This window comes from Streptomyces mabaensis (assembly GCF_053763515.1).
Genome location: NZ_JBSOPZ010000002.1, coordinates 45,108 through 63,456 on the forward strand (window position 1 = coordinate 45,108; position 18,349 = coordinate 63,456).

The following is an 18,349-nucleotide window of genomic DNA, read 5'->3' on the forward strand; positions in this document are numbered from 1 at the left end:
AATCAGCCACGAACTTGCACCGAGGAGCACGCGTGACCACACGGACGTTCACAGTCAACGGCAGGACCTACTCCAGGCCCTCCGCCCCCGTTGTGGTGATCTGCATCGACGGCAGCGAGCCCGATTATCACATCGAGGCGATGGCGGCCGGCCGGATGCCCTGGCTGAGCAAAGTCCTCGAGAACGAGGGGACGTCGTGGCCCGCGCACTGCGCCATGCCAGCCCTGACCAACCCGAACAACGTGTCCATCGCGACGGGCCGGCCCCCGCAGGTACACGGCATCAGCGGCAACTACATCTTCGACACCGAGCTCGGTGAAGAGGTGCTGATGAACGACAAGCGTTTCCTGCGCGCCCCCACGCTCTTCGCCGCAGCGAACGAAGCCGGGCTCGACGTGGTGGTGGTGACCGCCAAGGACAAGCTGCGCAGGCTGCTCGGCGCCGGCCTCGTCGAGGAAGGCCCCGCGCTGGACGGCTCCGGCGAGTTCGTCGCCCCGTCCCGGCGCGGCATCTGCTTCTCCGCGGAGAAGGCCGACCAGGCCACCGTCGAGGACAACGGCATCGACGACGTCCTGAACCTGGTCGGCAAGCCGCTGCCGAGCGTCTACTCGGCCGACCTCAGCGAGTTCGCCCTCGCCGCCGGCGTGAAGATCATGGAGACCCGCGGCGCCGATCTGATGTACCTGTCGCTCACCGACTACATCCAGCACAAGAACGCGCCCGGCACCGAAGCGGCCAACGACCTGTACGAGAAGATCGACCACTACGCCGGCAGGCTGGCCGAGTTCGGTGCGACCGTCGTGCTCACGGCCGACCACGGTATGAGCGCCAAGACCGATGACGCAGGCCTCCCCAAGGTGATCTACGTCGAGGAAGAGCTCCGCCGCATCCTCGGCATCCCCGCCGATGCCGAGGCGGACGACCTGAGGGTGATCCTGCCGATCACCGACCCGTACACGGTGCACCACGGTGCTCTCGGCTCGTTCGCGAGCGTCTACCTGCCGGAGCGCGCCGACCGCGAGACCACGATCGCGGAGCTCAGGGACATCGCGGGTGTGCAGGAGGTCCACGGCCGCGAGGAGGCCGCCGAACGCTACGCCCTGCCGGCCGACCGCATCGGCGAAATCGTGGTCCTGGCCGAGGCCGGGACCGCGCTCGGGCGCTTCGAGGCCTGGCACGACCTGAGCGGTCTCGACGCGCCGCTGCGGTCCCACGGGGCGCTGGGCGAGCTGCAGATCCCTTTCCTGATCAACCGGCGCCTGCCCGAACCTGAGCCGCTCGACAGCCCGTTCGGCGATCTCGCCCGCATCCACAACTACGACGCCTTCTGGGTGGCCACCACGCTGGTCGGCCTCGAGGAGTCGAAGAACGCCGTCTGATGTCCGGTGCGGCACTCTCGGTCTTCCCGGCCCCACGGGCCGTCACGTCTCCCATGGAGTTCCCACATGGCACAGCCGAGTCCTGACCACCTGCTCAATCACATTGACGGCCGCTGGGTGCCGTCCTCCTCCGGCGCCGTACGGGCCAACCTCAACCCGGCGAACACCGACGACGTCATCGGCCGGTTCGCCGAGTCCGATGCCAAGGACGCCACCGCGGCCGTGGACGCGGCCGCCGCCGCCCAGCGCGAGTGGGACGCCATCGGGCCGATCGAGCGGGCCAAGGTCCTCACCGCCGCCGGCCGGCTGATCGAGGAGCGTCGCGAAGAGTTCGCCGAGGCGATCACCCGCGAGCAGGGCAAACGCCTGTCCGAGGGCAAGGGCGAGGTGTCACGCTCGCTGGCCATACTCGACTTCACCATCGGGGAGGCCCGCCGCATCAACGGCGTCACCACGCCCGCGGAGGAGCCGCGGACCGTGGCCATGACCTTCCGGCGTCCGCTCGGTGTCGTGGGCCTGATCACCCCGTGGAACTTCCCCGTCGCCATCCCCATGTGGAAGGTCGCCCCGGCGCTGGTGGCCGGCTGTAGTGCCGTCCTCAAGCCGTCGCCGCTGACGCCATGGACCTCCGCCCTGCTGGTGCAGGCGTTCGCCGACGCCGGCCTGCCGTCCGGCGTCCTCAATCTGGTGCAGGGCGACCGTGATCCGGGCGAGGCGCTGGTCGCCGACGTCCGCGTGGCCGGTATCTCCTTCACCGGCTCCCTGCCTGTGGGACAGGCGATCAACAAGGCCGGCGCGGGCCGTCTGATGCGCACCCAGCTCGAACTCGGCGGCAAGAACGCACTGATCGTCCTCGCCGACGCCGACCTCGACGCGGCCGTCGACGCGATCGTGCACGGCGCGTTCGGGCAGAGCGGTCAGCGCTGCAGCGCCACCAGCCGCGTCATCGTCGACCGTTCCGTCCGCGAGGCGCTGCTGGAGCGACTCGTTCCGCGGGTGAAGGCCATGCGGGTCGGCCGGGGCGACCAGGACTGGGCGGACATCGGCCCCGTCGTCAACGACGAGCGGCTGCGCGCCTGCCTGGACGCGGTCGATACCGCGATCGCCGCCGGGGCCACGGTCGCCTGCGGCGGCCGGCCGGCCACCGTCGACACCCCTGGATACTTCGTCGAGCCCACGATCCTGACCGACGTGGCCTGGGACAGCGAGATCGCCCAGGAGGAGGTCTTCGGGCCCGTCCTGTCCGTCATCGGCTGTGACGGCTACGACGACGCCATGCGCATCTCGAACTCCGTGAAGTACGGGATGTCGGGCACGATCTTCACGCAGAGCCCGTCGCTGATGTTCCAGGCTCTCCAGGACTTCCAGGCCGGCATGCTGCACGTCAACCGGCCCGGTGTCGGCGCCTACTCCCACCTCCCCCACATGGGCGCCAAGGCGTCCCAGCTCGGCGCGCCCGAATGCTCGCCCGACGTCTGGGACTTCTACACCGACCTCCGGTCGGCCTGCATCCGGTACTGACGGCGTCATCGCTGGGGACGGCGGGCAACGCCGTCCCCAGCGGCGGCCATCGCCACGACGAACCTGCAGAGTCGCGGCACTGCAGTGCGGGCGGGTGGTCTCCGACGACGACCGAGGGCTGCTGATGTGGGTCGCCGCCGGCTCTGCGACGGTGCGGCGCGTCGCGCTCGACGGCACACCGACCCGGAACCTCCCGAGGGACGTGGCGATGCGGATGCCGACACTGCTCAATCCCGCGTCGTGGCAGCCGTACGGCACGCTGATGCTCACCCGGCCCGGGGCCTGGCACTCCGTGTGGTGGTCCTTCGATCCGGACGGCGCCTTCGTCGGCTGGTACGTCAACCTGGAGACGGACGCCGGGAGATGGGCAGGCGGGATCGACCACTTCGACCACGCCTTGGATCTTCTGATCGCGCCCGACGGGACGTGGAAGTGGAAGGACGAGGGCGAGTTCACCGAGCTGACCGGCCGCCCCCACTTCTGGGACGCGGCCGGCGCGGCGGCGATCCGGGCGGAGGGCGAGCGCATGGCAGCACTCGCGGCAACCCGGGCGTTCCCGTTCGACGGGACCTGGTGCGACTTCCGCCCCGACCCGGGATGGGTTCCGAGCCCGCTGCCCTGGCAGTGGGACCAGCCCTCGCCGTCCGGTCAGGAGGCGGAGCGCCCACGCTCGGGCCGCGAGGAGTGCGGAGGGAATGGAACCTCTCTGGTTATCCGTGCCGGCCGGGCTGGTAGTCGCCTGCGGGCTGCTGGATGATGACGTTCCCGCGGTTGAAGGCGTTGATGAGGGCGATCTGGGTCACCAAGTCGGCGAGCTGGTCCTTGTCGTAGTGCTTGGCGGCATTCGCCCAGACCTCGTCCGTGACGCCGCCGGCCGCGTCGGCGATGCGGGTGCCCTGTTCGGTCAGCTCCAGAGCGGCGCGTTCGGCGTCGGTGAACACCGTGGCCTCCCGCCAGGCCACGACCAGGTTGAGGCGTACCGAGCTCTCCCCGGCGTGCGCGGCGTCCTTGGTGTGCATGTCGATACATCCGGCGCAGCCGTTGATCTGACTGGCGCGGAGCATCACCAGTTCACGCGTCGCGGCCGGCAGCGTCGAGTCCGCGAGCGCCTGGCTCGCCGCGATGATGTGCTTCATGGCCTTGGCTGCGACCGGGCTGGCCATGACGTTCAAGCGGGCATCCATCGTGCACTCCTTGTCGTTGTTTGCTGTTGCTCCTCTGAGACAGGGCACCCCGGCAAGCTGTGACGGGAGCGGAATGTGACGTGCGTCTCCCTCCCCGTCGGGCCGGGCGCCTCGGATACCCTGCTGGACATCGTGCGGATCTTCGAGTTGGGGGAGGGGTTCCGTGCCGGGATCAACGGATGTGACGGATGTGACGGACGCGGCAGGCTACCGGCCGCTGCTGTTCTCCATCGCGTACGGGATGACCGGGTCCGTGGGCGATGCCGAGGACATCGTGCAGGACGCGTTCCTCGGCCTGACCCGGGCGCACCGGGCGGGGACCGTGATCGCCGCTCCGAAGGCGTACCTGACCACGGCGGTGACGCGGCTGGGCATCAACTACCTGACTTCGGCGCGGGTGCGGCGGGAGACCTACGTGGGGGAATGGCTGCCCGAGCCGGTCGTCGTGTCCACCGACCGGCCGGGGCCCGCCGAGCACGCCGAGCTGGCCGACTCCTTGTCGATGGCGTTCCTCGTGCTGCTGGAGGCCCTCTCTCCGGTGGAGCGGGCGGTGTTCATGCTGCGCGAGGCGTTCGGGTACGGCTACCCGGACGTGGCGAGGATCACCGGCAAGTCCGAGGCGAACTGCCGGCAGATCTTCGCCCGCGCCAGAAAGCGCATCGCCGCCGGACAACAGGTGATCGACAGCGCGCCGCCCCCGGCGCGGCGGGCGGAGGGTGAGCAGCTCGCCCGTTCGTTCTTCGAGGCCGCCGCGGGCGGCGAAATGGACGCGCTGCTCGGCATGCTCGCGCCCGACGTGGTGTTCCACGGGGACGGTGGCGGCAAGGCGCGTGCGATCGGGAAGTCGGTGACCGAGCCGCAGCGAGTCGTACAGCTGCTCGTCGGCGGGCTCCGCCGGGTCCGGAAGCTCGGCGCCGCCCTCCGGCCGGCCTGGATCAACGGCCGGCCGGGCGCCCTGATATTCGACGCCGAAGGGCGCGTGGCCGGCGTGGTCGAGCTCGACATCGCCGACGGCGTGGTCCAGGCGATCCACTCCGTGTCCAACCCCGACAAGCTCGGCCACATCGGACCGGTGTCCGATATCGCGCGACTGCCGGAGAAGTGATCGCCGAGCTGCGTCAGTCCAGGCAGAACTCGTTGCCCTCGGGGTCGGTCATCACGATGAAGCCGTCGCTCATCGGGAGAGCGGGCTCGTCGCGACGTACCCGCTTCGCTCCCAGCGCGACGAGCCGGTCGCACTCGGCCTCCAGTGCCGCCATCCGCTCCTCTCCCTGCAGTCCGGGAGCCGCACGGACGTCGACGTGGACGCGGTTCTTGGCGACCTTGTCCTCCGGCACCCGCTGGAAGAACACTCGGGGGCCGTGCCCGTCCGGGTCCTCGATGGCCGATCTCGAGTTGCGCTGTTCCTCCGGTACGCCGATCTGCGCGAGGAAGTCGTCCCACGCTGCCAGCGGGTCGGCGCCCTCGGGCAGGTCGACCCCGGGCGGGCCGGGGTGGACGTAGCCCAGTACGTCGCGCCAGAAGGACGACAGCGCCCGCGGGTCATGGGCGTCGAAGGTGACCTGGATGTGGCGGCTCATCGGGTTGCTCCGTTCGTGGCGCGATTCATGTGCAGGTAGAGGTCGCGCAGCAGACAGACCTCGGACAGGTGGTGGATCAGCTCGCGGTGGATGTGCAGCACCAGATCGGCCATGGGCGCCTCGGGGAAGGGCTCCTTCTCACCGACCGGAACCCGGATCCCGGCGTCGCCGAGGCCGCGCACCCCGGCCAGCCAGACGTCGAGCTGGGTCTCGAGCTGGTCGAGCGCGGTGGCCGCGCGGCCGGCGTACTCCCAGCTCTCGTGTGACGCCGCCGGCGCGCCGAAGTGCGCCGCGTTGCGTGCGGCGAGCACACCGGCGATGACGTGACCGAGTCGCCAGGCGATCGTGGTGAAGGCCGCTGGGACCGGCTGCGGGAAGGCGAAGTCGATCGTGAAGTCCCCGGCACCGACCTGCACGGGCGCCGTCGAGCTGCCGCGCGGCCGCACGCTCCAGGCGTCCGGCACCGGCGACCAGAAGTACTCGTCGTCGGTGAGGCCCTCGAGCCGGGCTCGGAGCTGGTGGTTCCAGTGGAATTCCCACTGCTCGCGCAGCGTCCGGTTCCAGTCGAGTTCGTTTGCGTCCATGGATCCACCCTGACACCTCTGGCAGGGTGGGCGACACGGACGTGGCAAGCGGCAAAGAGCGGGGCACGACGGAGCGGGTACTCATCCCTCTCCGGGATGGTGCAGCAGATGCCGCGCCGCGCAAGGTAGGCGCGGTTCTTGCGGGACGCGTACGGATCAGGACGGGCGCGTCCTCGGGACCGCCCCGGCGGCTAGAAGGACGTCTCGCGCACCGTCGCCCGGTCCACCGGGACCGTCGTCGCCGTGATTTCCGAGCGGTGCCGGTCGGCGGCGAACGTCACGGTCAGCGTCTCCGGCGAGCTCTGCGTGGTGCTCGCCGTAAAGCCCTGGCTGGGCACCGCCGAGATCAGGCACACGCCGCCGCTGCCGTAGCGCACGGTGGCCCTGCCGCCCTGGGACGGGACGGTGTGCACGCCCGAGCCTCCTTCCTCGCAGCCCTGGGACGGCTTCGCCGGGGACGGCTCGTCGGTCCCGGGCGGCGTCGTCCGGGCCGCGGGAGCCGGCGTCGGCGGGCGGGGCTTCACCGTCGTCCTGGTCGGCGTCGGAGCGGGTCTGGGCCGGGACTTGCTCGGCTCGGGGCTCGCCGAGGGGCTGGGGCGGACCGTCGCCGAGGGCCGGGAAGAGGCGGCGAAGGCCGTCGGCGCCGACTGCGCGACCGGAGCGGTCGGCCTGGTCGATCCCACCACGAAATGGACCGTGATCATGACGGCCGTGACGCTGGCTCCCGTGCACGACAGCCAGATGAGCAGGTAACGCAGGATCCGGGACACGGCACCATAGTGGCGGACGCGCTAACGTGCCTGCCCATGGCCTCCGTACTTGTCGTCGAGGACGACCCTGTCATCCGGGCCGCGCTGATCGAGATCCTCACCGGTCACGGGTACGCGGTGAAAACCGCTCACCAGGGTTTCGAGGCGCTGCGCGAGATCACACAGACCCCGCCCGACATCGTGGTGCTCGACCTCGGACTGCCCGACCTGGACGGGCTCGACGTGCTGCGGATGATCCGGGGCATCTCACGGGTTCCGGTGCTGGTCGCCACGGCGCGCGACGACGACACGGAGACCATCCGGCTCCTCAACGCGGGTGCCGACGACTACATGGTCAAGCCCTTCTCCGGCGGCCAGCTCGTCGCCCGGATCGCGGCCGTACTGCGGCGGTCCGTCCCGGCGGTGGACGACCGGAACCGGCGGCCGGTCGTGCGCGTCGGCGACCTCCGGATCGATCCGCCGGCCCGCACCGCGCACCTCGGGGACCGTGAACTGACCCTCACCCGGCGCGAGTTCGACCTGCTCGCCTACCTCGCGGCCAACGCGGACGAGGTCATATCGCGCCGGCGCATACTCGCCGAGGTGTGGCAGCAGCCGTACCTGGAGGACCAGACGGTCGACGTCCATCTCTCGGCACTGCGCAGGAAACTGGGCGACCGGGCCGGGCATCCGCGGTACCTGCACACCGTGCGCGGTATCGGGATCAAACTGGTCACCCGCCCATGAGACGTGCCCTCGCCGGGATCGCGTTCGCCGCGACGCTGATGGTCGCGCTGTCCTTCCTGATCCCGCTCGCCCTGCTGGTGCGCGAACAGGCCCGGGACCGGGTGACCACCGCCGCCGAACAGCGCGCGGCCGCGCTCTCGCCGGTCCTCGCCCTGACCACCAGGCCCGCCGACGTCCAGCAGGCGGTGGCGGGCCTGGGTTCGGAGGACCAACTGGCCGTACGGCTCCCGGACGGCGGGCTCGTCGGTACGTTGCACGCGCCCCCGCAGATGCTGGAGCGGGCGGTCGACAACCGGGAGACGCTGGCCATGGACACCGCCGGCGGATGGGTCTACCTCCAGCCCGTCGTCCTCGCCGAGGACCGGGTCGCGGTCGTCGAGGCGTACGTGCCCGGCACGGACCTGACCCGGGGGGTGGGGGCCTCCTGGGGTGTCATGGCGCTGCTGGCACTGGGCCTGGTCAGCGGCTCGGTCCTGGTCGCCGACCGGCTGGGCGCCCGGGTGGTGCGCTCCTCCCGCAGCCTCAAGCGTGCCTCGCTCGCGCTGGGTTCGGGGGACCTCGACGTACGGGTGGAACCGGACGGCCCGCCGGAACTGCAGGAAGCCGGTGTCGCGTTCAACACCATGGCCGACCGGGTCGTGGAACTGCTGGCGATCGAACGGGAGCTGGTCGCCGACCTCTCGCACCGGCTCAGGACCCCGCTCACCGCGCTGTACCTGGAGGCGGACCTGATGGGCGGATCGCCCCGCGCCCGGCGGATCACCGAGGCGGTGGCGCAGCTGGAGAGCGAACTGGACTCGATCATCACGGCGGCCCGTACTCCGCTGGCCGCGGGCCAGGCCGGCGGGGCGGCACGCGCGAAGCCGTGCGAGGCGACCGAAGTGGTCGCGCTGCGGCTCGACTTCTGGTCGGTGCTCGCCGGCCAGCAGGACCGGCCGTACGAACGCTTCTTCACCCCGCGCCCGACACCCGTACCGTTTCCGGAGGACGACCTGGCCGCCGTGGTCGACGCCCTGGTCGGCAATGTGTTCCGGCACACCCCGCAGGGCACGGCCTTCGCCGTCCGGGTGGAGCGCACGGAATGGCAGGTGCTGCTGACGGTGGACGACGCGGGGCCCGGCGTCGCGGACCCGGACGCCGCCCTCACGCGCGGCGTCAGCGTCGGCGGTTCCACCGGCCTCGGCCTCGACATCGTGGCCCGCGCCGCCCGCGCGGCCGCCGGGGACCTGCAGATCACCCGCGCCCCGATGGGAGGGGCGCGGGTGCGGGTGGCGTTCGGGCTGGCGGGCGTCGAGGGCAGCCTCTAGAGCCGGGGGCGGACGGGCGGGCCTACCGGCTCGCGCCGAAGTTCTGCGTCCACCACGGGCCGCCGTCTCCGGCGTGCACGCCGACGCCTATCTCCTTGAAGGCACAGTTGAGTATGTTCGCGCGGTGGCCCGGGCTGTTCATCCACGAGTTCATCACCGCGGCGGCATCCGCCTGGCCCCGGGCTATGTTCTCGCCGAGCGTGGACCAGACGTACCCGGCGGCCTCGACCCGGCTGGTCATGGTGGAGCCGTCGGGGCCGGTGTGCGACATGACGCCGCTGGCGGCCATGACGTCGCTGTAGTTGTCCGCGGCCCTGGTCAGCTTGGCGTTCGACGTCACCGGCGAGCAGCCGGCGGCCGCACGCTCCTTGTTGACCAGCGCGACGACCTGACCCTCGACACCGTCCGAGGACCCGCCGCCACCGCCGGAGCCGCCGGACCCGCCAGAGCCGCCGCCCGGCGCCGGCCGGGTGCCCCCGCCGGACGTGCCGGTGCCACTCCTGCCCGTCGTCGCCTTCGTCTTCGCCTTGGCCGTCGGGGCGGCCGACGGGCTCGCCGTCCGCTTCGGCGTGGCGGAGGCCGTGGCGCTCGCGCTCGGCGACGCCGTCCCGCTCGGCACGGCGGAGGGCGAGGCGAGCGGCGACGCGCTGCCCGCCGCGCCGGGCCCGCCCGACGGACCGGATATCTCATCGGCAGCGGCGGTCTCCACGCTGTCGCTCTTGCCGCCCTGGTCCCCCGCGCCCGCGGCGACCACGCCTCCGACACCTGCCGTGACGGTGATCACGCCCAGCGCCAGTAGGACGTTGCGCGAGCGCAGGCCGCCCTTGGGACGGGCATGGGAGCGGGACTGCGAACGAGCCGATCGGCGGGAACTCATGCGTACAACACCTCGAAAGGAGAAGTCGGTCGAGCACGGGGAATCCCGGCAGGCGCGACCGCGCCCGCCGGGACTCGTGGGGGGTTGGCGAGAGCGTATGCCCGACCCGGCCTCGCGAGGCCGCCCTGACGGGCTTCTTCAAGAAGCCATAAGAAAGCCTTGAGGCTCCGAAAAGATCTCCGACCGGATCCCCGCCCCGGTCTCCGACCGAGTCTCCGACGGCTCAGGGGTTCGCGGTGGAGACCAGGTACACCCGTGGCGCGAACAGGTCGGAGAAGTCGACGGTGATGTCCAGGCTCGGCTGCGGGTCCTTCTGTGTGTGCGTCGTGCCCCACCACACGTGCCCGGGCAGGAACTTCCAGCCGACGACGGCGGTGTCGCGCCCGCTGATGGCCACCCCCTCCTTCAGCGCGGCACGGCTGGTGCCCACGTTCTTCAGGAAGGCGTCGAGGTCGGAGTTGTTCGTCTTGAACTGGACGTACAGCCTGCTGGTCTTCCAGTTGTTCGTCTCGTAGTGGGCGACGCCCCGGGCTGTGTCGGGTATCGGCACCTCGTAGATGCTGCGCTGCACCTTGGACGGCCAGGCGAGGGTCAGCCCGGTGGCGGAGGCCTTCCGTGCCTTGTCGCGGCCGCTGTCGCGGCTCTGTTCGGCGGAGATCAGCAGATAGCCGGCCGGGATGCCGATCAGCAGCACGATGATGACCGCGGTGACCCAGCGGCGCATGATCATGTGCCGCCGGTCCTCCGGCGGCCTGCCGCCGCTCCGGTCCGCGGGCGGCGACTGGCTGAGTACCGTCATGACTGGGATCCCTGGGTGGTACGGGTGGTTCGGTTGGCCTGCGCGTAGCGCTCGTAACGCTCGACGCGGCGGCGGTTGGCCCGCCGGAAGCGGCGTGCCACCAGCCGGGCCAGGTCGGCCGCGCCGACCATACCCGCATCCGGGCCGAGCTGGGCCTTGGCGATCCGTGCCTCGGGGCGGTAGCCGCGGCCGGTGAGGTGCCGGCGGAAGGCGTCGCGGGCGGGCCCGATCAGCAGGTCGTCGGCGGCGCTGACCCCTCCGCCGATCACAAAGCAGGACGGGTCGAGGGCGGCGGCGAGGTTGGCGATGCCGACGCCGAGCCACTGGCCGATGTCCTGGAACAGCTCGACGCACATGGCGTCGCCCTCGCGGGCCAGTTCGGTGATCAGCGGTCCGGTGATCTCGGAGACGTTGCCGCCGACCCGGTCGATGATGTTGTACGCGACCGGGGAGTCGGCGGCGGCGAGCTCGCGGGCCTCGCGGACGAGGGCGTTGCCGGAGCTGTACTGCTCCCAGCAGCCGCGGTTGCCGCACGGGCAGCGGTGGCCGCCGGGGACGACCTGCATGTGGCCGAACTCACCGGCCACCCCGTACTTACCGCGCTTGACCTGCCCGTCCTCCAGGATCGCGCCGCCGATGCCGGTACCCAGGGTGATCATGACGAGGTGGTCCTCGCCGCGGCCTGCGCCGAAGCGCCATTCCGCCCAGGCCGCGGTGTTGGCGTCGTTGTCGACCATGACGGGGACGGCGAGCCGCGCCGCCAGGGCGTCCCGCAGCGGCTCGTCGCGCCAGGCGAGATGCGGGGCGAACAGGACCCGGGACCGGTCGGCGTCGACCCAGCCGGCCGCGCCGATGCCGACGGCGTGCACGTCGTGGCGGTCGGAGAGGTCCAGGACCAGCTCGACGATGGTGTCCTCGACGACCTTGGGGCTCTTGGACTTGTCCGGCGTCTCGGTGCGGATCTTCTCCAGGATGATCCCGTCGGCGTCGACGACGCCGGCCATCACCTTCGTACCGCCGATGTCGATCCCGACGGTGGGGACGCGGGGAGCGCTCAGGTGCGAGCGCCGCTCACGCGTGCCGACGGTCCGCAGTACGGTGGCCCGCGCGGCCCCGCGGTGCGCGAGGGCGAAATCCCGGTACGTGCTCATGTCGCGTGCGGCCCTTCTGCGCGGTTGCCGTGGCCGATTCTGCCACCTGCCCTCGGCGGCCAGCCGCTGTCGCGCTCAGGGGCGCACCAGCAGCTGGAACTCGAAGGCGTACCGGGAGGCCCGGTAGATGTGCGAGCCGAACTCGACCACCTGCCCGGTGTCGTCGTACGTGGTCCGCTGCATGGTCAGCAGCGGCGCGCCCGCCGGCTCGCCGAACTGCTCGCCCTCCTCCGCGGTGGCCGCGCGGGCCCCGACCGACTGCCGGGCGCTGTGCAGGGTGATCCCGGCGCCGCGCATCAACCGGTACAGGCCGGTGGCTTCGAGCTGCTCGGTGGCGAGCGGCAGCAGACCGGCGGGCAGGTGGTTGCGCAGCCGGGCCATCGGCTCGTCGTGGGCCAGCCGCAGCCGCTCGACCAGGTGGACGTCGCTGCCCTCCGGTACGCCGAGGGCCGCCGCGACCTCGGCGGTCGCCGGTTCGACGGCGTTGCGCAGGACCCGGGTGGCCGGCCGCCGGCCCGCCGCCTCCAGGTCGTCGTACAGGCTGCTCAGCTCCAGCGGCCGCCTGACCTGGCTGTGCACCACCTGGGTGCCGACGCCCCGGCGGCGCACCAGCAGGCCCTTGTCGACGAGGGACTGGATGGCCTGCCGGACGGTGGGCCGGGACAGGCCGAGCCGGCCGGCGAGGTCGATCTCGTTGCCGAGGAGGCTGCCCGGGGAGAGCCGGCCCTTCTCGATGGCCGCCTCGAGCTGCTGGGACAGCTGGAAATAGAGCGGGACCGGGCTGGTGCGGTCCACGCTCAGCTGAAGGGACACCGTGGAGTCCGTCAGTTGTTTGGACACGGTGTGAGCGTAGTCCCACGTAAAGACCACAGGAAGTCCGGAGGTCCGATTGTCAGAACAAACGCATTGACAGGCTGACCAGCGAGGTTCACCTTGTGACCATGCGCATCGGACTGATCGGGACGGGCCGCATCGGCTCCTTCCACGCCGCCGTACTCAGCCGTCACCGTGAGGCGGGTGCCCTCCTCCTCGCCGACGCCGATGCCGCACGGGCGATCGCCGTCGCGGACCGGCTCGGCGCCACCGCCGCGCCCTCGGTGGACGAGATCTTCTCGTGGGGCGTGGACGCCGTGGTGATCACCTCCGCCACGTCCGCGCACGGCGAGCTGATCGGCCGGGCCGCGCGCGCGGGTCTGCCGACCTTCTGCGAGAAGCCGATCGCGACGGATCTGGCGGGGACGCTGGGCGCGCTCCGGGAGGTGGCGGCGGCGGACGGCATTCTGCAGCTGGGTTTCATGCGCCGCTTCGACGCCGGCTACCGGGCGGCCCGCGAGCTCGTACGGTCGGGACGGCTCGGCCGGCTGCACACCGTGCGCGCCATGACGTCCGATCCGGCGCCGCCGGCGGCCGCGTATCTGCCGCTGTCCGGCGGGCTCTACCGGGACTGCCTGGTCCATGACTTCGACATCCTGCGCTGGGTGACCGGGCGGGAGGTGACCGAGGTGTACGCGACCGGCTCGGACCGCGGGCCGGCGATGTTCCGCGAGGCGGGCGACGTCGACACGGCCGCGGCCGTCCTCACGCTGGACGACGGGACGCTGGCCACCGCGACGGCCACCCGGTGCAACGGCGCCGGGTACGACGTACGGATGGAGCTGGCCGGCGAGCTCGACCAGGTGTCGGTGGGGCTCGACGACCGGACGCCGATCACCTCGACCGAACCGCAGGGGCCGCCGGCCGCGACCAAGCCGTGGCCGGGCTTCCTGGAGCGCTTCGCGCCCGCGTACGAGGCCGAGCTCGACGCGTTCGTCCGGCTCGTGCGGGGCGAGGGCCCCAATCCCTGCGACGGCCGCGAGGCGCTGCACGCGCTGCGGATCGCGGAGGCGTGCGAGCTGTCCCGGCGGGAACACCGCCCGGTGCGGCTGGCGGAGATCCCGGACGCGTAGCCGCTGACGCGTTTTTGTGTGGTTACTGCTGGGCCGCGAGCATCGCGCGGGTTCCGCGTCGGCTGGTTCCGCGTCAGCGGGTCGCGGCCTCGTTGAGGCGGGTGATCTCGGCGGCGTGCTCGCTCATCCGGTTGCTGACGCTGCCGCTGGTGTAGAGGACCGCGCCGACGACCCCGAGCGGTACGGACAGACCGAGGACGCCGAGGACTTCGGGCCAGTCCCGCTCAGCCGCGCACGTACTGCCGTTGTACGCGCCCCTGTTGGCCGTCGCGTCGTCCGTGAAGAACCGTGACTCGCACTCCGTGGAGCTGTACCGCTCCCTCTCCACCTCGTACGGCGCGAGCAACAGAATCGCGGTCCACAGCCACAGCAGCGCGGCGCCCGACAGCAGTCCGAAGCCCCAGACCTGCGTGCGCTTGGCACGCCTGCGGAACTCGATGTCGTACGTCAGCGAACGCATGCACTCCCCCTCGGCCGGCGAGACCGAACCTAGCAAGCGGCCCGGTCGGCCGCGCGGCGGCCCCAGGTGGCCCCGGCCAGCACCAGGACGGCCCCCAGCAGCCCCACCGGGCCCAGGCGTTCGCCGCCGAGCGCGATGCCGACCCCCGCCGCCCACAGCGGCTCGGTGCCGAGCAGCAGGCTGACGCGGGAGGGCGAGGTACGGCGGATCGCCCACAACTGCACGAAGAAGGCGAAGAGGGTGCAGAAGACGGAGAGGAAGACCAGCCCGGCCCATTCCCGGACGCCGAAGCCGGCCGCCACCGACCAGGGCGTCGCCCCGCCGGCCGGGGTCGCGGCAAGGACGGCGAACACCGCGACCGCCGCGCCGAGCTGGATGGTCGTCAGGGACAGCGAGTCCGCCTCGCCGGCGGTCCGCACGGCCTTGATGCGGGCCATGAACAGCACGTGCGCGGTACGGGCGAGCGCGGCCAGCAGCATCAGCAGATCGCCGGTGGACGGGGTGGTGAAGCCACCGGCCTGGGTCAGCAGGACCACGCCGACGACGGAGAGACCGGCGGCGGCCAGGAAGGCGCGGGGCGGCCGTACTCGGGTCACCGCGGCTTCCGCGAGCGGCGTGAAGATCATCGTGAGGCTGATGATGAGGCCCGCGTTGGTCGCCGAGGTGTGGACGATCCCGTACGTCTCCAGCAGGAAGATCCCGCTCAGTACGAGTCCCAGCAGGCCCGCGCCACGCCACTGGGCCGCGGTCAGCGCGCGCAGCTTCCGTCGGCAGGCCACGGCGAGCACAGGCAGTACGATCCCGAAGCGCAGGACGAGGACGGCGATGACGGTGTGGCTGGTGGTGATGCCCTTCGCCGCGAGGTAACTGGCGCCCCATACCACGGCCACCAGCAGCACGGGCAGATCGGTCAGCCAGGCGCGGCGCGGGGGCACGGCGGTCGCGGGGGCGGCGGCGAGGGAGGTCACGGCGGGCTCCACGGGGGTGGGGCGGTGTGGAGACGTCGGCGGCTCGCACGCGGAACGATCAACGTAGCCGGGGGCGGCGGGCACGGAAAGCGGATTCCGAGGGGCGGACCGGAAGGGGGCGCTCCACCCGAGGGCGGATGGATCGGGGCAAGATGCGATACGTAGGGTTAATGCCTAGGGAGAGAAGTACCGGCCCCCGGGTCGGCGTGATTGGGGGGGTAACCATGTCCACCAGGGCTGTTCACAGAGCAGGCGGCCGGGGGAACACGGGGGCGGCGGCCCATGGGTAAGCGCGGACGTGGTCGCGGGAAACCCGCCAACCAGCCGAACATACCGAGCATTCCGGACGCTTCAGGCATGGGGGATGCCTCAGGTGTCGCGGATCACTCGGGTTATTCCGATCACTCCGATCACTCCGATAGCTCCGATCGCTCGGCTCATGCGGCGAGCTGGGGCCGGTCGGACGCATCGGAGGAGCCGGCCCCGCGAGCCGCGCGGCAGAGCCGGGGCACCGGACGGTCCCGCGGCAACGGCGGCAGCCGTGGCACCCGCGGTACCGGTGGCAGCCGTGGCACTCGTGACGACGGCGGTACCCGTGGCAGCCGTGGCAGCGGCGGCACCAGCGGTACCGGCGGCAGCCGCGGCACCCGCCGGGCGGGCGGCGCCCGCGGAGCCGCCGGCCCGATCAGTGGCCGGCTCCGGGAGTTCCGGCCGCTCGACGCGCTGGCGTCCGGATGGCGACAGGTGGACTACCCGCGCTCGGGGCAGGGCGGGCTGCTGCGCTGGGTGCCGTCCCTGCGGCAGATCCTCGCCGTCTTCGGCATGACCGTCGGAACCCTGACGACCGTCGTGGCGGTCGCCTACGCGCAGGCCGACATCCCCGACGACCTGAACTCCTTCGCCACCCAGCAGGACAACGTCTACTACTGGGCCGACGGCACGAAGATGGCCAGGACCGGCTGGGTCAGCCGCCAGGAGATGCCGCTCGACCAGGTGCCCGAGGACGTGCAGTGGGCCGTGCTCGCCGCCGAGAACGCGAGCTTCTACTCCGACCCCGGTATCTCCCCCTCGGGCATCGCGCGCGCGGTCGGCAAGATGGCCGGCGGTGGCGACACGCAGGGCGGTTCGACCATCACGCAGCAGTACATCAAGAACGCCTACCTCAACCAGGACCGGACGTTCTCCCGTAAGTTCACCGAGGTGCTGCTCGCGGTGAAGCTCGACAGCCGGCTGAGCAAGGAGGAGATCCTCGAGGGGTACCTCAACACCAGCTGGTTCGGCCGCGGTACGTACGGAATCCAGCGCGCGGCGCAGGCGTACTACGGCAAGGAGGTCTCGCAGCTGAACGCCAGCGAGGGCGCCTTCCTCGCCTCCCTCCTCAAGGGCGCCGGCCTCTACGACCCGGCCCTGAGCGCGGAGAACCGCGAGCGGGCCGTCGAGCGGTGGTCATGGACGCTGGACCGCATGGTCCAGATCGGCAAGCTCACCCCCGCCGAGCGCGCCACGTACAAGAAGTTCCCGGAACTCAAGAAGACCGGCGGCGGGCAGACCACCCTGAGCGGCCAGCAGGGCTATCTCGTCGAACTGGCCAAGGACTACATCTCGAAGAACGGCGAGATCTCCGACGCCGACTTCGACCTCGGCGGCTACCAGATCCACACCACGTTCGAGAAGTCCAAGGTCGAATCGCTCACCAAGGCGGTCGAGAAGGTGCGCGCCGGGTTCGACCCGAAGAAGCGCCCCACCGACCAGTTCGTGAAGACCGGCGCCGCCTCCGTCGCACCGGACGGCCGGATCCTCGCGGTCTACGGCGGGCCGGACTACCTCAAGCAGGGGTTCAACGAGGCCAACGCGGTGACCGTGCCCGCCGGTTCGGCGTTCACCCCCTTCGTCTACGCCGCGGCGCTGGGGGACGGCGTCCAGAAGGAGCGGGGCGCGCCCCGCGTACCGGTGTCCCCCGACTCGCTGTACAACGGCAACCACGATGTGGCGCTCCGCACGCCCGAGGGCCCGTACTGGGACCGGGCCGGCAAGGTGGTCAAGGGCGACAACGACGGGGAGAAGTCCTGGGGCAGCGCGATCAGCCTGCACAAGGCGATGGCCAACTCGGTGAACACGCCCTTCCTCCAGCTCGGCATGGACGTCGGCCTGGACCGGGTCCGGCGCACGGCGAAGGCCAGCGGCCTGCTGCCGTCCAGCTTCGGGCCCTCGGTGCCGGGCTTCGCGGTCGGCAACTCCAAGCCCAGCGCCATCCGGATGGCCACGGCGTACGGAACCTTCGCCTCCAAGGGCATGCACACCGAGCCGTACTCGGTGGTCAAGGTCACCCGCAACGGCGAGCCGCTCGACCTGCCGAAGCCGCGCGCCGTGCGTGCGCTGCGGGCGGATGTGGCCGGGCAGGTCACCGACGCGCTCCAGGAGTCGATCCAGGAGGGCAGCGGGAAGGCGGCGCGGTCGGTGGGCCCCGATGCGGCCGGCAAGACGGGCACCACCGCGGACGACACGGCGGCGTGGTTCGTGGGCTACACCGCGCAGGAGTCCACGGCCGTGGTGCTGTACCGGACGGACCTCAGGAAGCTGGAACTGCTGCCCCTCAAGGGCCTGGGCGGCCCGGGAGCCCCGTCTCCCGCATCGCTGCCGTTGCAGATCTGGAAGGAGCACATGCAGCCGGCGCCCCCACAGGGGCGCTGACGGGTCGGTCGGCGGGCGTCGTGGCGAGGGGCGGGCCGGCCCGCCCCTGCCCCGCCGTCCCCCTGCGTGATCCGCCGTATCGGCCTACCGTCGGAACATGAGCGAGATCTTCGTGATGTACGAGCTCGATCAGCCGCGTACAGCGCGATCCGTCACCGGCACGTCAGGCACGTCACCGGTCGGGGAGCGGCCGGTCCTCCGGGTGCACGCCGCCCCTGCCGCTCCTGTGTCCGCGGCTCCGGGGCCGCGCACCCTCTGCGGCAGGGACACGTTCGCCATGGATGCGGCTCCCTCGCAGGCCGCGGAGCATCCCGGTTCGGCTTGGTACGCGCCACAGGATGCCCGGCTCGTCTGCGCCCAGTGCGATGCCGCGATGGAGGGCTGACGGGCCGCGCTAGGGGGCGTC

Annotated in this window: 20 protein-coding genes; 10 read left to right on the forward strand and 10 right to left on the reverse strand. The window is 71.5% G+C overall.

The annotated features are described in order from the left end of the window. Nucleotides 1–32: 32 nt before the first annotated feature. The 3 genes from phnA to ACWV17_RS01770 all read left to right on the forward strand — a co-directional run bounded on the left by phnA (nucleotide 33) and on the right by ACWV17_RS01770 (nucleotide 3,657). Nucleotides 33–1,379, forward strand: a complete 1,347-nt coding sequence (gene phnA / locus ACWV17_RS01760) for a phosphonoacetate hydrolase (protein ID WP_455358180.1) — start codon at nucleotides 33–35, stop codon at nucleotides 1,377–1,379. 66 nt (nucleotides 1,380–1,445) lie between these two features. Continuing rightward, nucleotides 1,446–2,900 (forward strand): aldehyde dehydrogenase family protein, encoded by a 1,455-nt coding sequence (locus ACWV17_RS01765; protein WP_455358181.1) that lies wholly within the window; start codon nucleotides 1,446–1,448, stop codon nucleotides 2,898–2,900. 94 nt (nucleotides 2,901–2,994) lie between these two features. After that, nucleotides 2,995–3,657, forward strand: coding sequence for a DUF402 domain-containing protein (locus ACWV17_RS01770; protein ID WP_455358182.1), 663 nt, complete (start codon nucleotides 2,995–2,997; stop codon nucleotides 3,655–3,657). On the opposite strand, the gene ACWV17_RS01775 is transcribed toward ACWV17_RS01770, so the two are convergent. Next, complete coding sequence (locus ACWV17_RS01775; protein ID WP_455358183.1) at nucleotides 3,611–4,084, reverse strand: carboxymuconolactone decarboxylase family protein; 474 nt, start codon at nucleotides 4,082–4,084, stop codon at nucleotides 3,611–3,613. The genes ACWV17_RS01770 and ACWV17_RS01775 overlap by 47 nt on opposite strands. A 163-nt stretch (nucleotides 4,085–4,247) precedes the next feature. Between ACWV17_RS01775 and sigJ the strand changes: the two genes are divergently transcribed. Then, the gene (sigJ, locus tag ACWV17_RS01780) at nucleotides 4,248–5,189 is read left to right on the forward strand and encodes an RNA polymerase sigma factor SigJ (RefSeq protein WP_455358184.1); all 942 of its coding nucleotides are present in this window, start codon (nucleotides 4,248–4,250) and stop codon (nucleotides 5,187–5,189) included. Between the two features lie 13 nt (nucleotides 5,190–5,202). Here the strand turns inward: sigJ and ACWV17_RS01785 are convergent, their stop codons facing one another. The 3 genes from ACWV17_RS01785 to ACWV17_RS01795 all read right to left on the reverse strand — a co-directional run bounded on the left by ACWV17_RS01785 (nucleotide 5,203) and on the right by ACWV17_RS01795 (nucleotide 6,661). Beyond that, nucleotides 5,203–5,664: a VOC family protein gene (locus tag ACWV17_RS01785; RefSeq protein WP_455358185.1), complete on the reverse strand. Its 462-nt coding sequence runs from the start codon at nucleotides 5,662–5,664 to the stop codon at nucleotides 5,203–5,205. Next, the gene (locus tag ACWV17_RS01790) at nucleotides 5,661–6,248 is read right to left on the reverse strand and encodes a DinB family protein (RefSeq protein ID WP_455358186.1); all 588 of its coding nucleotides are present in this window, start codon (nucleotides 6,246–6,248) and stop codon (nucleotides 5,661–5,663) included. The genes ACWV17_RS01785 and ACWV17_RS01790 overlap by 4 nt, the downstream gene beginning before the upstream one ends. Nucleotides 6,249–6,439: 191 nt before the next feature. Continuing rightward, entirely contained in the window at nucleotides 6,440–6,661 is a 222-nt protein-coding gene (locus ACWV17_RS01795; protein WP_455358187.1) for a hypothetical protein, read from the reverse strand. Here ACWV17_RS01795 and ACWV17_RS01800 point away from each other — a divergent pair. Genes ACWV17_RS01800 through ACWV17_RS01810 form a run of 3 tightly spaced genes read left to right on the forward strand, consistent with a single transcriptional unit; the run spans nucleotide 6,654 to nucleotide 9,051 of the window. Then, nucleotides 6,654–7,001: a hypothetical protein gene (locus tag ACWV17_RS01800; RefSeq protein ID WP_455358188.1), complete on the forward strand. Its 348-nt coding sequence runs from the start codon at nucleotides 6,654–6,656 to the stop codon at nucleotides 6,999–7,001. The two genes, ACWV17_RS01795 and ACWV17_RS01800, sit on opposite strands and share 8 nt — an antisense overlap. Nucleotides 7,002–7,054: 53 nt before the next feature. Further along, nucleotides 7,055–7,744: a response regulator transcription factor gene (locus ACWV17_RS01805; protein ID WP_455358189.1), complete on the forward strand. Its 690-nt coding sequence runs from the start codon at nucleotides 7,055–7,057 to the stop codon at nucleotides 7,742–7,744. Further along, complete coding sequence (locus ACWV17_RS01810; RefSeq protein WP_455358190.1) at nucleotides 7,741–9,051, forward strand: ATP-binding protein; 1,311 nt, start codon at nucleotides 7,741–7,743, stop codon at nucleotides 9,049–9,051. Before ACWV17_RS01805 ends, ACWV17_RS01810 begins: the two co-directional genes overlap by 4 nt. Before the next feature lie 22 nt (nucleotides 9,052–9,073). Here ACWV17_RS01810 and ACWV17_RS01815 read toward each other — a convergent pair whose 3' ends face one another. The 4 genes from ACWV17_RS01815 to ACWV17_RS01830 form a co-directional block, all read right to left on the reverse strand. Beyond that, entirely contained in the window at nucleotides 9,074–9,928 is an 855-nt protein-coding gene (locus tag ACWV17_RS01815) for a CAP domain-containing protein (RefSeq protein WP_455358191.1), read from the reverse strand. A gap of 223 nt (nucleotides 9,929–10,151) precedes the next feature. Beyond that, nucleotides 10,152–10,727, reverse strand: a complete 576-nt coding sequence (locus tag ACWV17_RS01820; RefSeq protein WP_455352231.1) for a hypothetical protein — start codon at nucleotides 10,725–10,727, stop codon at nucleotides 10,152–10,154. Further along, on the reverse strand, nucleotides 10,724–11,878 hold the full coding sequence (locus ACWV17_RS01825) for an ROK family glucokinase (protein ID WP_455352230.1): 1,155 nt from the start codon (nucleotides 11,876–11,878) through the stop codon (nucleotides 10,724–10,726). Before ACWV17_RS01825 ends, ACWV17_RS01820 begins: the two co-directional genes overlap by 4 nt. A 75-nt stretch (nucleotides 11,879–11,953) precedes the next feature. Beyond that, nucleotides 11,954–12,673 (reverse strand): GntR family transcriptional regulator, encoded by a 720-nt coding sequence (locus tag ACWV17_RS01830; protein WP_455358354.1) that lies wholly within the window; start codon nucleotides 12,671–12,673, stop codon nucleotides 11,954–11,956. A gap of 146 nt (nucleotides 12,674–12,819) precedes the next feature. On the opposite strand from ACWV17_RS01830, the gene ACWV17_RS01835 reads away from it, so the two are divergent. After that, nucleotides 12,820–13,824 carry a Gfo/Idh/MocA family protein gene (locus ACWV17_RS01835; protein WP_455352229.1) on the forward strand — a complete coding sequence of 335 codons (1,005 nt, stop codon included), beginning with the start codon at nucleotides 12,820–12,822 and terminating at the stop codon, nucleotides 13,822–13,824. Between the two features lie 73 nt (nucleotides 13,825–13,897). Here the strand turns inward: ACWV17_RS01835 and ACWV17_RS01840 are convergent, their stop codons facing one another. Both ACWV17_RS01840 and ACWV17_RS01845 read right to left on the reverse strand, forming a co-directional pair. Further along, nucleotides 13,898–14,284, reverse strand: coding sequence for a hypothetical protein (locus ACWV17_RS01840; RefSeq protein ID WP_455358192.1), 387 nt, complete (start codon nucleotides 14,282–14,284; stop codon nucleotides 13,898–13,900). Between the two features lie 29 nt (nucleotides 14,285–14,313). After that, nucleotides 14,314–15,252 carry a DMT family transporter gene (locus ACWV17_RS01845; protein ID WP_455358193.1) on the reverse strand — a complete coding sequence of 313 codons (939 nt, stop codon included), beginning with the start codon at nucleotides 15,250–15,252 and terminating at the stop codon, nucleotides 14,314–14,316. 822 nt (nucleotides 15,253–16,074) lie between these two features. Between ACWV17_RS01845 and ACWV17_RS01850 the strand changes: the two genes are divergently transcribed. Together ACWV17_RS01850 and ACWV17_RS01855 are read left to right on the forward strand one after the other, a co-directional pair. Then, nucleotides 16,075–17,943: a transglycosylase domain-containing protein gene (locus ACWV17_RS01850; protein WP_455358355.1), complete on the forward strand. Its 1,869-nt coding sequence runs from the start codon at nucleotides 16,075–16,077 to the stop codon at nucleotides 17,941–17,943. A gap of 97 nt (nucleotides 17,944–18,040) precedes the next feature. Further along, entirely contained in the window at nucleotides 18,041–18,328 is a 288-nt protein-coding gene (locus ACWV17_RS01855; protein WP_455358194.1) for a hypothetical protein, read from the forward strand. Nucleotides 18,329–18,349 lie beyond the last annotated feature (21 nt).

Coding starts and splice junctions, on each gene's coding strand:
- ACWV17_RS01785 (WP_455358185.1), bottom strand. CDS start 5,664: ATGAGCCGCCACATCCAGGTCACCTTCGACGCCCATGACCCGCGGGCG.
- ACWV17_RS01805 (WP_455358189.1), top strand. CDS start 7,055: ATGGCCTCCGTACTTGTCGTCGAGGACGACCCTGTCATCCGGGCCGCG.
- ACWV17_RS01765 (WP_455358181.1), top strand. CDS start 1,446: ATGGCACAGCCGAGTCCTGACCACCTGCTCAATCACATTGACGGCCGC.
- ACWV17_RS01855 (WP_455358194.1), top strand. CDS start 18,041: ATGAGCGAGATCTTCGTGATGTACGAGCTCGATCAGCCGCGTACAGCG.
- ACWV17_RS01835 (WP_455352229.1), top strand. CDS start 12,820: ATGCGCATCGGACTGATCGGGACGGGCCGCATCGGCTCCTTCCACGCC.
- ACWV17_RS01810 (WP_455358190.1), top strand. CDS start 7,741: ATGAGACGTGCCCTCGCCGGGATCGCGTTCGCCGCGACGCTGATGGTC.
- ACWV17_RS01790 (WP_455358186.1), bottom strand. CDS start 6,248: ATGGACGCAAACGAACTCGACTGGAACCGGACGCTGCGCGAGCAGTGG.
- ACWV17_RS01850 (WP_455358355.1), top strand. CDS start 16,075: ATGACCGTCGGAACCCTGACGACCGTCGTGGCGGTCGCCTACGCGCAG.
- ACWV17_RS01825 (WP_455352230.1), bottom strand. CDS start 11,878: ATGAGCACGTACCGGGATTTCGCCCTCGCGCACCGCGGGGCCGCGCGG.
- ACWV17_RS01840 (WP_455358192.1), bottom strand. CDS start 14,284: ATGCGTTCGCTGACGTACGACATCGAGTTCCGCAGGCGTGCCAAGCGC.
- ACWV17_RS01815 (WP_455358191.1), bottom strand. CDS start 9,928: ATGAGTTCCCGCCGATCGGCTCGTTCGCAGTCCCGCTCCCATGCCCGT.
- ACWV17_RS01820 (WP_455352231.1), bottom strand. CDS start 10,727: ATGACGGTACTCAGCCAGTCGCCGCCCGCGGACCGGAGCGGCGGCAGG.
- ACWV17_RS01775 (WP_455358183.1), bottom strand. CDS start 4,084: ATGGATGCCCGCTTGAACGTCATGGCCAGCCCGGTCGCAGCCAAGGCC.